The sequence below is a fragment of the Dictyobacter sp. Z7_2 genome, from assembly GCF_057551105.1.
Genome location: NZ_BAAJPE010000002.1, coordinates 300,938 through 313,915 on the forward strand (window position 1 = coordinate 300,938; position 12,978 = coordinate 313,915).

11 protein-coding genes are annotated in these 12,978 nt (G+C 46.9%); 7 read left to right on the top strand and 4 right to left on the bottom strand.

What is annotated here, in order from left to right; translation table 11 throughout:
- Positions 1–4: 4 nt before the first annotated feature.
- Positions 5–667 (top strand): hypothetical protein, encoded by a 663-nt coding sequence (locus AC27N8_RS14780; protein WP_487068147.1) that lies wholly within the window; start codon positions 5–7, stop codon positions 665–667.
- A 256-nt stretch (positions 668–923) separates the two neighbouring features.
- On the opposite strand, the gene AC27N8_RS14785 is transcribed toward AC27N8_RS14780, so the two are convergent.
- A complete protein-coding gene (locus tag AC27N8_RS14785; RefSeq protein ID WP_487068148.1) occupies positions 924–2,315 on the bottom strand; it encodes a mercuric reductase in 1,392 nt (463 codons plus the stop codon).
- Between the two features lie 92 nt (positions 2,316–2,407).
- Positions 2,408–2,824 (bottom strand): NUDIX domain-containing protein, encoded by a 417-nt coding sequence (locus AC27N8_RS14790; RefSeq protein ID WP_487068149.1) that lies wholly within the window; start codon positions 2,822–2,824, stop codon positions 2,408–2,410.
- Between the two features lie 402 nt (positions 2,825–3,226).
- Between AC27N8_RS14790 and AC27N8_RS14795 the strand changes: the two genes are divergently transcribed.
- The 6 genes from AC27N8_RS14795 (at position 3,227) to AC27N8_RS14820 (ending at position 10,287) form a co-directional block, all read left to right on the top strand.
- Positions 3,227–3,577 (top strand): hypothetical protein, encoded by a 351-nt coding sequence (locus AC27N8_RS14795; protein WP_487068150.1) that lies wholly within the window; start codon positions 3,227–3,229, stop codon positions 3,575–3,577.
- A gap of 455 nt (positions 3,578–4,032) precedes the next feature.
- Positions 4,033–5,499 carry a hypothetical protein gene (locus AC27N8_RS14800; protein ID WP_487068151.1) on the top strand — a complete coding sequence of 489 codons (1,467 nt, stop codon included), beginning with the start codon at positions 4,033–4,035 and terminating at the stop codon, positions 5,497–5,499.
- 276 nt (positions 5,500–5,775) lie between these two features.
- Entirely contained in the window at positions 5,776–6,918 is a 1,143-nt protein-coding gene (locus AC27N8_RS14805) for an ABC transporter substrate-binding protein (protein WP_487068152.1), read from the top strand.
- 86 nt (positions 6,919–7,004) lie between these two features.
- Positions 7,005–7,832 carry an ATP-binding cassette domain-containing protein gene (locus AC27N8_RS14810; protein WP_487068153.1) on the top strand — a complete coding sequence of 276 codons (828 nt, stop codon included), beginning with the start codon at positions 7,005–7,007 and terminating at the stop codon, positions 7,830–7,832.
- Positions 7,829–9,058: a sugar ABC transporter permease gene (locus tag AC27N8_RS14815; protein WP_487068154.1), complete on the top strand. Its 1,230-nt coding sequence runs from the start codon at positions 7,829–7,831 to the stop codon at positions 9,056–9,058. Before AC27N8_RS14810 ends, AC27N8_RS14815 begins: the two co-directional genes overlap by 4 nt.
- Before the next feature lie 167 nt (positions 9,059–9,225).
- Positions 9,226–10,287: an L-threonylcarbamoyladenylate synthase gene (locus tag AC27N8_RS14820; RefSeq protein ID WP_487068155.1), complete on the top strand. Its 1,062-nt coding sequence runs from the start codon at positions 9,226–9,228 to the stop codon at positions 10,285–10,287.
- Positions 10,288–10,333: 46 nt separating this feature from the next.
- Here the strand turns inward: AC27N8_RS14820 and AC27N8_RS14825 are convergent, their stop codons facing one another.
- On the bottom strand, positions 10,334–11,965 hold the full coding sequence (locus tag AC27N8_RS14825; RefSeq protein ID WP_487068156.1) for a helix-turn-helix domain-containing protein: 1,632 nt from the start codon (positions 11,963–11,965) through the stop codon (positions 10,334–10,336).
- Positions 11,966–12,140: 175 nt separating this feature from the next.
- The gene (locus AC27N8_RS14830) at positions 12,141–12,956 is read right to left on the bottom strand and encodes a tetratricopeptide repeat protein (protein WP_487068157.1); all 816 of its coding nucleotides are present in this window, start codon (positions 12,954–12,956) and stop codon (positions 12,141–12,143) included.
- Positions 12,957–12,978: the final 22 nt, after the last annotated feature.

Here is a 12,978-nt window from a genome sequence, read left to right on the forward strand (position 1 = left end):
ACACATGACAGCTTCACATCGAGAAAGCATTGACGTGCGACATATTACAATCAATCAACCGTTCTACGCAGGAGTTATTCTGATTCAACAAGGCTGTTTGATTGTCACCCTTCATACTGATCGCCATCCCACTCAAAAAGCCGAGCAGGCAATCCTGTACCGCGTCGTGGGACCATATGGCAACCAGGAACCAGGAGAAACTATCTGGGAATGTGCTATCCGTGTAGCAAAGGACAAGCTTCAGCTGCAGGTGCAACTTCGTCCTTCAACGATCATGTATTTTCACGAAATCGACACCGGTGAAATCGATCCGGTCACATGTACAGACGCAGTGCCACCATTACTCCTGGAACGTCAGAGTAACCTTTATCCATATGTCCCTCTTCGGCGTGGCTTCCCAGTTGGACCCTACAGCTATTTTGGCATCTTTCTAACAGAACCTTTTCAACCCATTATCCAGCCCGACAATGTAGAAGGCATATTATTGATCCCCCTCAGCCTCTGGCCTGAATTACTCCAACAACCAACCTTAGAAACTATCTTACAACAAGGCGCCACACTCATCGAGCATGATCTACTACCACGACAACATCACCTTTGGATTCATCCCGGAGATACTTTTACCATGGCAGTCTCATTATTGCAAAAACATCCTGAACTACTCTAATTTTTATGCTCTGGAAGATCATATGGAGTATGTGTTCACTCAAAAAAGAGCCTGCACCCTTGAAAAAGCTAATGCGTATCACAAATCTATAAAAAAGCACCCAGACCTGCATTTTGAATAATGCAGGTCTGGGTGCTTTTTTTGGTATCTTGTTCGGGTCAAATTTACCTTCCAGCAGTATCTCCACTTAACCAGGAGAGGCGCCTCTGCCGCCATTTATTTACCCCGGTTGCTTACACAGAGCTGGCATGTTACTTTATTCAATATAACCAAACAGATTATTTAGCGCTTCTGCGAGCGTTGGATGAGCAAAAACACCATCGCGCAGGACGGTATAGGGTAGTTTGCCCAGCATCGCAATTTCCAGCATTGACATAATCTCGCCACCCTCAATGCCCAGGATACAGGCCCCTAGAATCTGATCAGTATCAGCATCCACAATAGCCTTCATAAAGCCACGCGCCTCATCAACTTCCAATGCGCGTGCAACATACGTCATCGGCATCTTCGCAACTTTAATCTTACGCCCCTGCTCATGAGCCTCTGTCTCTGTAAGACCCACCCGCCCAAGTTGAGGATCAATAAACACGGTATACAGCAAAGTACGATCCTTAATGCTGGCATGTCCATGTTCAATCAAGTTTGTACGTAAAATACGAAAATCATCATAGGATATATGCGTGAAAGCAGGTCCGCCCTTTACATCTCCGAGAGCATAAATACCTGGCACATTTGTTTCCAGGAAATCATCAACCAGAATGTGGCCCTTCTCATCAGTCTTCACGCCAGCCTTTTCCAGATGCAAAGAATCAGAATTAGGCATTCTTCCAGCCGCAGCTACTAGATTCGAACCTGTGAGGACGCGCTCCCCATCAGAGTTGCGAATAGTGAGCTGGATATGTCCATCATCGCTAGCGACTACCTTGACAGCCGATGTCTCCAAAAGAATCTCGATACCATCTTCACGCAAGATTTTCGCGACCTCATCAGAGACATCAGGATCTTCAAGTGTAAGAAGCCGCTTGCCGCGCTGGATCACAGTTACCTGACTTCCAAAGCGGCGAAACATCTGACTGAATTCCAGACCAACATATCCCCCTCCCAGCACAAGCAAATGTTCAGGTACATGATCTAATTCCATGATGGAGGTCGAATTGAGCACAGGAACACTGTCAATCCCATCCAGATGAGGCAGAGAAGGCCGATCGCCTACATTCAGACAAATAGTCTCGGCCGTTAACTGACGCACCTCGCCGCTTGTCAGGCGAACCTCTACTATCTTGGGAGATACAAAATATCCTTCACCAAATAGCAGATCAACGCCTTCAGATTTCTCTATACGACTCTGACTTCCTCCACGAAAGCTCTCGACAATATCACGCTTGCGTTTCCTGACCACAGACATATCAATATTGATTGAACCAGTTTGAACCCCATAATCGGCAGCCCTGCGAGCTAAATAAGCTACTCGCGCGCTGGCAACCATCGTTTTCGTCGGTGTACAGCCCTCATTGATACAGGTTCCCCCGACATGCTCACGCTCAATAATGGCAGTTCGCTTGCCAGCCTGACCAAATGCTGAGGCAAGAGGACCGCCAGCCTGACCTGATCCGATGATAATTACATCATACTGCTCTATATTAGACATGCCCATTTCCTCTACTTTCATCTACATGTACAGATTTCCAACTACGTTACATACAGCAACTCACAAACATAGCCAACAGAGAAAAATGTGTATTACTCATAAGGGAGACGTTGATCTTCTTCAGAAGAGCTTAGTTGGTTACGTACCACTGCCCGTTCTTGATTAAGGAGAGCATCGTTTACACGTTGTCGATGTTTCGGTAACGTGTTCGGAGGTAGATCTAGAGGAGAAAAATAACGACACTCACGCGACTCTTCAGTCTCAATCAATGTCCCGCCAACCACAAGGCAACGAAAAGTTAGCACGACTTCTTGCTTTTGTGGCTTCGAATACACACCCACAAACTGTCCAACCTCAACGACTAAACCCGTCTCCTCCAGTACCTCGCGACGCACAGCATCTTCTACCGTTTCGCCAATCTCCATTCCTCCACCAGGCAGATTCCACCAGCCGATATCTCGTCGGAGAGCTAATAAAACCCTTCCCTCGTTAAAGATAAGTGCTGACACGGCTATACGAAAATTCCTTGTTGAGGAGGTATCGGTGATCATCTTTTTTCGCTTTCGAAAACACAGCGTGTCTCTTTACACAGAAGGAAGAAGACGTACAGTCTGCTTCCTCAAGCCAGAGATATCAGGCCCATCTATTGATTTATTCGACCTCAATTACTGCATAATAAATCCGTTGCCACAGCATAGCACTTCTTCACCGTTGTCGCAATGGACAACTGCTAACTCGTTCGATCCAGGCGCATCCCTGAAGTTGATGGGCCAAAAGTCAGCAAAAGAAATCTAGATAACATATCTGAAACCAACAACTTGTGTTACACGTAATCTATTCAGTGAAAGATATAAAATTAAATACGATTGTCGCTATCATACGACAGTAGACATAGGGAAAGGATAGAGATTATGAATAACTTTTTAAAAGGCATACTTGTGGGGGTCGGTGTTGGTTTACTCGTCGCCCCTATGAAAGGTGAGGAGATGCGTAAAGTTGTTAACCAGCGCATCGGTGAACTCCGCGGCTATATCCCTGAGAATGAGCAACTCGACATTTACAAGAGTCAGATCTCCGATCGTGTTAACCAGACAGCTGGAACATTGAAAGATTACGCTCAGCAAGCTGCAACTACGGTAAAAAGTTCAGCCAGTACACTCAGCAACCTCGCTCAAGACGCTAGCTCAACAGTCAAAGATAGCAGCCAGGATATCGCTGACACAACCAAACGTACCGTGAACTCAAACAACTCAACCCTCTAAAAGAGAGATTTGCTAGCCTGATCAGCCAGTCATAAGATAAATATCTCACGATCAAGTTAGTTAAAATTCACTTAAAAGAGATCCTGCTCGTTACATATATTCTTGACGAGCAGGATCTCTTTTTCTATTTATTTCCCATTCATTTCCCCTCTCTATTGATTACCTCTGATATAAAGAAACGAGCATTCATAGAAGTTTCTTATCTATTTTTAAGCAAATATTTAGAAACCTCTCATCTATTGAGCACAGTATTGATGTGTTTTAATGTATCATTCTTTGTCATTTTCTTCGTACAAAGGATAGTACAAGATAAGTTTACGCGATTAAGCACAATAACAAAAACACATGTAAGATTCGAAATGGAATATGGAAGAGCCATTAGTCTCATCGTTTGATGAGGAAAGCACAGATGCACTCCTCTTCAAAAGATAATCAACATATAAGGAGAAACTAACATGGCAACTAATAATACACCTATCGTTAGCATTTTTAACGAACGCGGAAGCGCCGAGCGCGCTATTGAAGATCTTTACAACGCAGGCATTCCAAGCGATCAAATAAGCTATTCTGGAGGTGGCACGCCAGCGACCAGCGGCGGCGGATTTTTTGAAAGCATCAAAAGTCTGTTCACTGGCGGACACGATAGAACTTCCAATGATGTTCTAAATGACCTTAACAATATGGGTATCCCCCAGGATGAGGCTGCATATTATGCAGAGCAGTATGACGCTGGGCGTACAATCGTAGCTATCCAGCAGGAAACACTCAATCAAGATGCACTGACGATTCTACGTAGCAATGGAGGCTACGACTATCAAGGCAATTGGAACAGAGCTTCATCCGATAAATTCGCCAATACGACCGATGCTTCTACCACAGCAGATAGCACCTACGAGTCACCAAAGTTTAATCAGCAAACGGCGGCAGATGTAACCGATCGAACGGATGAAAGATATCCCAATCAGGCGAGTGGCACAACGACATCGCCGGATAGAAACTTTGCAGGCACTGACGCTGGTACATATAATCAGGAGACTACAAATCCTGCATTCACAAGCCAGAGACGATATGCTCAGGCAGCCGACAGCACTAATACCGCCGACGCTACCAATCAGGATGTCACAAATCCATATTCACAGAATTCGCTAGATCCAACCAACACATATAACCAGGATACTAATTCTGCTGTCTCTGCCAGAAAACAGGATTATGCCGGTACGCCGGATATTACGGAAGCTCCGACAGTTATTAACCCACCAATCTATGCTGATCCTAATCAAAACAACTTCAACGCTCCTAACAGTGCAAGTCAGCAAGCTTATACTGATCCTAATCAGCAAGGCTACAACAATCCTAACAATGCTGGTCAGCAAGCGTACACAAACGCGGCTCAACAGGGCTTTAACACCCCGAACAATACCGATCAACAGGCTTATGCTGATCCTGGCCGCCAGGGCTTTAATAATCCTAACAATGCTAATCAGCAAGCTTACGCCGATCCTAATCAACAGAGCTACAATAATCCTGACAACACCGGCCAACAGACTTATACAGATCCTGCTCAGCAAGGTTTCAACAATCCCAATTATACAAACCAACCACCCTACGCTGATCCCAATCGCCAGGGGTACAACGCGCCCAACCAACAGGGTTTCAACAATCCTAACAACGCTGGACAACAAACGTACACCGATCCAACGATGTATCAGGATACAAACAATCCTGCGGGAACCAATGCGCAGACCTACACCGACTCCACACAGTCCGCCAGCGCATACAACCAGGGTATTAACGTTCCACCAACCCCCTTGGAGAATCCAAACGCCCAACGTATACGTAACGAACGCGACGAAGCAAACCGTAATTCTGACCAGAACTACGAACGTGAGCAGCGTAATACGACAGATCAAAATAACCAATAAATTTATACAGTTACATCAATTGTGACTGTATAAAGAAGACCAAAGAGGACCCCGCTTACATATCGGTAGCGGGGTCCTCTTTGGTCTTACCACACTGTCTCATAGCAACATACTAACGAGAGGATCAATCCGCGACCAGACACATTTTTGCCTTTCCTCCAATCTCAATTATGAATGATTTCAACCGCAAGCATAACATTTTATGCACAGTGACCGATAGAAGAAGATAAGTTACAGATACAAAAAATACATAGATTGGAAAGGGCAAGTGCTACGATGAAGTTAGTATTAGACCAGAGACGCCAATGTCGTCCTGCTCATAGCGGTCTGCTTTTACTGATTATTCTACTCTCGGCCTGTAGTATAAACGGGAATACTTCACGCTCGATGGTATCACAGACTACAGCAACTCATTGCAAACAGATCGGAGTTCTTCTACCTGATACAGCCTCTTCAGATCGCTGGCAAGCAAAAGATCGCCCGTTACTAGAAGCAGCGATCAGCCATGCCTTGCCTGGCGCACAGGTAGATGTTGTCAATGCAGAAGGAGATGCAGCTACTCAACAAAATCAAGCAGAGCAAGCAATGACAAGAGGCGACTGTATGCTGGTAGTTGCCGCCGTTGATAGTATTCAAGCCTCTGCAATCGTCAACAGTGCCTTCAGACAAAATGTGCCGGTGATCGCCTACGATCGTTTAATTCAAAACAAACATCTAAAGTATTATGTATCTTTTGACAACAAACGCGTAGGTGTATTACAAGGGCAATATATAGCTAATCATCTTCAACAGTATTCTACTGACAAACAGATCAATCTTGTCATGATCAACGGATCAAAAACGGATAATAACGCACTTCTTTTCAAACAGGGAGTCATGAGTCAGCTCGATCCGCTTATCAGTACGCATAAACTCAACAAAGTCTATGACATCTTTGTGCCAGACTGGGACAACGATCGCGCCCGCACTTCTATGGAACAGGCATTAACCGCTAATCAGAACAATATACAAATCGCATATGTCGCCAACGATGGCATGGCAAATGCCGTTATTGCAGCATTGCGTGCACAAAAACTTGATGGAAAGGTTCTAGTGACAGGACAAGATGCCACAATTGCGGGTCTTCAAAATATTCTGCTCGGCAATCAGTCGATGACCATCTATAAAGCGATCAGCAAAGAAGCTGATGCCACCGCCCAACTGGTCTCGGCCATCAGCAACCAACAAGGGACATATTCGCTTACACGTGGGAACACTACAAGCACTCAAGATGGAGCTGCTATCCCTTCAGTACTCGAAACGCCTGTGATTGTCACCAAAGACACCATTAAAGCTACAGTCATCAATGATCATTATATAGTGAAAGCACAGCTTTGCCAGAATCTACCTCAAAACCTTGACACCCAGGGCATTTGTTAAGGCTGTACAAATATCAGGCAGGTCCTCTTCAAGCCACAGAGTAGTTCCCAAGAGGATACCTGCCTACTCTATAGGGAGCAGGTCTTATGGCAACAATCATCCAATCCGTATCGGCAGCATTAGAGATTCATACCGGGCCATTGCTATCTATGCGTGGTATTGGGAAAACTTTCGGTGCAGTACGCGCCCTGACAAATATTGATTTTGAGGTCTCAGCTGGTGAGGTTGTCGGGCTGGTGGGAGATAATGGAGCCGGAAAATCTACGCTGATCAAAACAATTTCAGGAGTAGGTCCATGTGATGAAGGAGAAATCATCATGGGGGGTCAGCCGGTCAAGATCAATAGCCCGCAGATTGCAGCGCATCTCGGCATTGAAACAGTTTATCAGGATCTTGCCCTCTGCGACAATCTGGATGTCATTTCTAATCTTTTTTTGGGTCGCGAAACTCAGACACGCATGCGTACACTTAATAATCTGGAGATGGAGCAACAGGCACTTGATGTATTACGTATCCTTGACGTCAAAATTCCATCTATTCGCGCTCAAGTGGCAACCTTATCTGGGGGACAACGCCAATGTATTGCTGTGGCCAAAACAATTCTACGCCATGCCAGGATAGTCTTACTTGATGAACCCACCGCCGCTCTTGGTGTTGCCCAGACACAACAAGTATTAAACCTGATCCTACGCTTACGCGCAGAAGGGCTGGCAGTAGTGATTATCTCGCACAACCTCGCCGACGTCTTTAAAGTCGTAGATCGCGTCATCGTTCTACGTCTGGGGACACGTGTCGGAACATTTAATATTAAAACAACTACACCAGAACGTATTGTGGCAGCTATCACAGGAGCAGAATTAGGAGAAGTCGCGCTCAAGACCACTGGTGAACTACCAGGAGGACAACAGATATGAGCATTGTCGATAAAAATATACGAGCACATAGTACTTCCAACCTGGTAGAAGCCACCTCTTATCTACCCAAACAATCATTGAGGCAATCATTGCGCAATGATCTGGGCTTCATACCGGTACTCATCACGCTTATCATCATCGCGGTCTTTTTTCAGATTGCCACAAACGGCCTGTTTTTAACGCCACGCAATCTCACACAACTTGTCCTACAGATTACCACCATTGGAACTCTGGGACTGGGTATCATTCTTGTCTTACTTCTGGGAGAGATTGATCTCTCCGTCGCTTCCGTTGCTACCCTCTGTTCAGTGGTCATGGGCATCTTGTCCGAGCGTATGGGATATCCCGCCTGGATAGCCATCCTCATTGCCATCACGATGGGAGCGGCAATGGGCTTCCTTAATGGTTTTTTTATCGCTTATCTACGCGTACCATCATTTATTGTCACCTTAGCAGCCGCTATTAGTTATTCGGGATTGCTCATCTACTTACTACAGGGACAGGCAACATTAATCATCGCCAATGACTACATTATTGGCATCGCCAATAATTATCAGCCGGGCATCATAGCAGGATCAGGTCTCCCGCTATTTGCCTTAGCGCTCTACATCTCAGGCATCCTCTATAGTACGCTCAAGCGCCAAAAGATGAACTTAAAAGCGATCTCACCGCTCCAGTTATCCGCCAGGATCGGCATTCCAAGCTTGATCACCCTTGGAGCACTCATGCTTTTCTACGCATATCTGGGTGTTCCACAAGCAATACTCATCTTGAGTGGATTAATTTTGATCATCTGGTTACTCCTCACAAAAACATCCTATGGGCGTCATGTCTATGCTGTGGGAGGAAACAATGAGGCCGCCCGACGCGCTGGGATCAATGTTGTGTGGCTACGCATCAGCATCTTCACACTCTGCTCAACCTTAGCTGCCATTGGAGGCATCTTAGCCGCCTCACGAGCCAGCGCGGTCGCCAGCCAGATCAACCCAACATTACTGCTACAAGCCATTGCCGCGGCCGTCATTGGAGGCGTGAGCCTCTTTGGAGGGCGTGGCTCAGTCTGGTCAATACTGCTGGGAGCGCTCATTATCGGCAGCCTGGAGAATGGACTGGATCTTAATAATCAGCCGGTCGAGGTCAAGCAGATGATTGAGGGTGCTGTCTTATTATTAGCGGTAACCAGTGATGCTCTGATTCGCCGTGCTCAGGCTCGCACAGGGCGTTAATGCAGGTTAGATCAATGAAAAGATATCAGACAGATGTAACAGGTAGAAATAATTCTCCAGGATTACATCTGTCTCTCTATGACTGAACATGTTATACTCAGACAATATCAAAAAGGTAGGCACCAGCGTAAGTACAGTAGAGAGAGCATAGGGATACAAACACATCCATGCAAAAGACACAGACAGACATTATCGCTATCGATCCACAGCATCCAGATATGCATCAGATTAAACACGCAGCGGAACTACTACTACATGGTCAGCTCGTTGTTTTTCCCACTGAAACTGTCTATGGATTAGGCGCCAATGCGCTGAACACCCAGGCAGTCGAGAAAATTTTCATAGCGAAAGCACGCCCATTCAGCGACCCATTAATTATTCACATTGCCGACGAGGACGATTTAGAGTCGCTTGTGACATCAGTACCAGCCTCGGCCCGCTTACTCGCAACAAGATTCTGGCCAGGCCCCCTCACCATGATCTTACCCGCCAGTGAGCGTATCCCTCGACTCGTTACCTCTGGCCTTCCCAACGTGGCCGTGCGCATGCCCGATCATCCAATTGCTCGCGCACTGATTCGTACTGCTGGCATCCCGGTGGCAGCTCCCAGCGCGAATCGCTTCATGCATATCAGCCCAACCACGGCACAGCACGTCTACACAGACCTTCACGATCGAGTGCCACTTATTCTCGATGGTGGTCCCTGCACTGTTGGAGTCGAATCGACAGTGATTGATCTCTGTTCCGAAGTACCAACGATGCTACGACCAGGAGGTGTCAGCCTGGAAGCGCTACGCAGCATCTTACCCCAGGTACAACCACCCCCAACACGATCAGACAATCCCGATCTACACCAAGGACCCCAATTAGCTCCTGGACAAATGCTCGTGCATTATTCCCCAACGATCCCAACTTTTTTATTTGAGGGTACTACATCCACTATGCACACAGCGATGCTTAAGGAAATCCAAAGGCACCACGACCAGGACGAGCAAGTAGGAGTGTTGATTACGGATGAGGATCTTCCCACCTTTCTAGAAAGTAAAGCTATCGTTTATAGCCTGGGCAGGACACCTGAGCAAATCGCGTCCAGGCTCTTTGCAGGCCTGCGCGTTCTCGAAGATGCGGGTGTCGATATTATTCTCTGCCGAAGCTTTGATACACAGGGCTTAGGATTGGCAATACGAGATCGACTACAAAAAGCCGCTGGAGGCAAAATAATACATTAATCAGAATGCAAAAAACGTGAAGTGTCGACGGACGATTATGGACCGTCTAATGTTTTTTGAGATGATGGATTTTCAAAGCGATTTGCAAAGCCAGACGCAATTCTGGATCTTCAAGCGATCGGCCCAGCAGAGCTTCGATACGATTCAAACGATATAGCAAGGAGTTGCGATGAAAGTGCATAGTGCGAGCCATCTCACTCAAATTACAGTTACTACGGAAGAAGCCTTCAAGGGTATCCACATAGGTACTATCATGATTGAGGAGTGGGCCTAAGGTCTCATAATAAAAGTCATCCAGTTCGCTATGCCCGTTGAGATGAAAGAGCAAACGATAGATACCAAGGCGGCCAAAAGAATGCAGATTGCCTTCACCAAAGAGCCGGCGACCAATCTCAAGTGCTTGCTGCGCCTCACGAAATGACAGTGGAATGCCCTGTAGATTTCTGGTGATACGTCCCATACCACAAGAATAGATGGGCTTGGCTGTACCATTGTTCTTTTGGGAAGAGATACGAAAAACGACACGCTCTAAGCGTGAGTAGAGAGAATTCTCATGTTCGCGCTCGGTCTCAGCCTGATCATCAAAAGGCGGCAACGGAAGAATAGCGATCACGCGCCGTGCATCATTTTGCACCCAACATCCCGACCACTCACGCAACAACTCTTCCCGCACCCTCTTACTCCACTGAGCATAGAGACTATTCGACGAAAAATCATGCTCGCTAGGAGAAATCTCAAAGACGACGACAACCTGGGGATTTGTTAAATCGTATCCAAGCAGACGAGCACGAGCCATCATCTCCTCGGGTTGATGATAATGACCCTGGACGACATCTGTAAATGCCTCCACCTGATAACGGCTCTCGACCTCGGTACGATCACGCTCGCGTGCAAACTCGATCGCGATAATTGGTGTGGCCTGCCCCAGAATGATGCGCTCGAGATAATCGAAATCACTCTCGCTACCAACAAGGGAAAGATAACCCGCGATCTCATGACGGCTACTTGGAATCGGCTCAACCACGCGTACGAGTCCCTGTAGGCGTAGCTGATCATCAGTGAGAGGACTAGAAAGTAGTAAAGGGGCCACGCCAGCTGGCGCAATCTGAAAGCGCACATGCTGATCGGCATCTTGTATGACGACCCATTTCCCACGGCTCGTCGCAAGGTGCTCACAAACCCCCTGTATACCTGCACCACGCAAACTCAACTGCATCAATTGACTGGCAATCTCTGTCGCCTTACGTTCCGTCTCACCGCGAAAACTGACAACGAACGTAATCACTTCCCGCTCTATCTCTTCGAGCTGTGCATTTAACGGAAGTAAGATCAGAGGAAGATGCATTTGGTCAGCAAAATCTCGCGTATCCGCACCTAGAGCCTCCACAGATGGAGCTGCCACTGCTACGACAGCGACACCTGCCTGATGCAGGCTTTTGAGCAGATGGGGAAGGGTTTCGTCCAGGCGTCGCAATTGGGCGAGTGTCAATAACGCGAGCTCGCCTCCTTGAACGCTTTCAAAAGCGGGGAGACGAGAACGCATGCGACAAGCCCACGTTACTCGACGCTCCAGACCTTCCCCACCAGCAACTAATTGTGCGTCACGTGAGGCGAGCAGGGTTAAAATGTTTCGGACCGATGCCGAAGATTGTGATGGTGATGGGGACAAGATGCTCATAACTCACACGCAAAACTTTGAGTAGACTACTACTTAGCGGCGAGCGGTCGCCGGAGTGACACTAGTGCGTTGCGCACGCTGCTTGTCTTTCAACTTCTTCGCTTTAAGCAAATGTTTATGCCAGGCAACTTTTTTGGTCTTATTCATGTATTATACAACCTTTCCTCTAAAAATGTTACTCTTCACTATCAGGACTGCCCTCAAATTCAAACTCATTCATATCTTCAGCTTCGTCGCCACCATCGTAATATTCATCATCGCCACCCAGATCATCATCATCTTCACGATCATGACGCAGAATAGAATCTTTGATGTATGCACGAACGGTTTCTCCACTCCCCTGAGATGGGAAGCTGACTGATCCAAAAAGATTTGGATGCTGGTATTCTTCACGAATAATAATGCGAACAAGATTAATGTCAAGAGTCAGAATACCTGCCGCATAACGATTGCCACCTTTAATATAACCGATCAAACGGCCCGCCAGGCGGGGTTCAATCTGTCCTATCGTCTCTTGTGCTGCATTACGCACCAGTAACCGATGGCCATCAACAAACAGATTCAAACGATCGCCGACTCCGATCCTCGAAAGCACAGGAGCGGGACCAAGATTTATCAATTCAGTAATGCCTGTCTTGCCAGTCTCTTCAATAAAGAGCCTGGGATCTATACGCTCGGCTCCCACAGAACCCGTCACGGATGAGTCTGGTAAAGCCTGAAGGCGTTCCAAATTTTTCTTGGCAATCGTATTCGCCGGGCTATATTTCAGAGTCTGCGCGTACGCCTGTCGTGCCTCTGCATACTGACCCAACTCACTATGCGCTTTGCCAAGGCGGTTATAAGCATCTGGTTCTTGAGAGAAGATATTCAAAATGCTTTTATTGGTCGAAACAGCTTCTCCCCATTGGCCTTCTTGAGCCTGCTTAATGGCTAAATCTGTCCACTGCTTCTTCAGTCGTAACTTTTCCTCAGCTGACAGTGCTTGCGTCATCAAAGCCTCCTCCAACATCGTG

Bases quoted from the DNA above. Each gene is read 5' to 3' on its own strand.
- AC27N8_RS14830 (WP_487068157.1), bottom strand. From the start codon at position 12,956: ATGACGCAAGCACTGTCAGCTGAGGAAAAGTTACGACTGAAGAAGCAG.
- AC27N8_RS14785 (WP_487068148.1), bottom strand. From the start codon at position 2,315: ATGTCTAATATAGAGCAGTATGATGTAATTATCATCGGATCAGGTCAG.
- AC27N8_RS14795 (WP_487068150.1), top strand. From the start codon at position 3,227: ATGAATAACTTTTTAAAAGGCATACTTGTGGGGGTCGGTGTTGGTTTA.
- AC27N8_RS14820 (WP_487068155.1), top strand. From the start codon at position 9,226: ATGCAAAAGACACAGACAGACATTATCGCTATCGATCCACAGCATCCA.
- AC27N8_RS14825 (WP_487068156.1), bottom strand. From the start codon at position 11,965: ATGAGCATCTTGTCCCCATCACCATCACAATCTTCGGCATCGGTCCGA.
- AC27N8_RS14805 (WP_487068152.1), top strand. From the start codon at position 5,776: ATGAAGTTAGTATTAGACCAGAGACGCCAATGTCGTCCTGCTCATAGC.
- AC27N8_RS14780 (WP_487068147.1), top strand. From the start codon at position 5: ATGACAGCTTCACATCGAGAAAGCATTGACGTGCGACATATTACAATC.
- AC27N8_RS14815 (WP_487068154.1), top strand. From the start codon at position 7,829: ATGAGCATTGTCGATAAAAATATACGAGCACATAGTACTTCCAACCTG.
- AC27N8_RS14810 (WP_487068153.1), top strand. From the start codon at position 7,005: ATGGCAACAATCATCCAATCCGTATCGGCAGCATTAGAGATTCATACC.
- AC27N8_RS14800 (WP_487068151.1), top strand. From the start codon at position 4,033: ATGGCAACTAATAATACACCTATCGTTAGCATTTTTAACGAACGCGGA.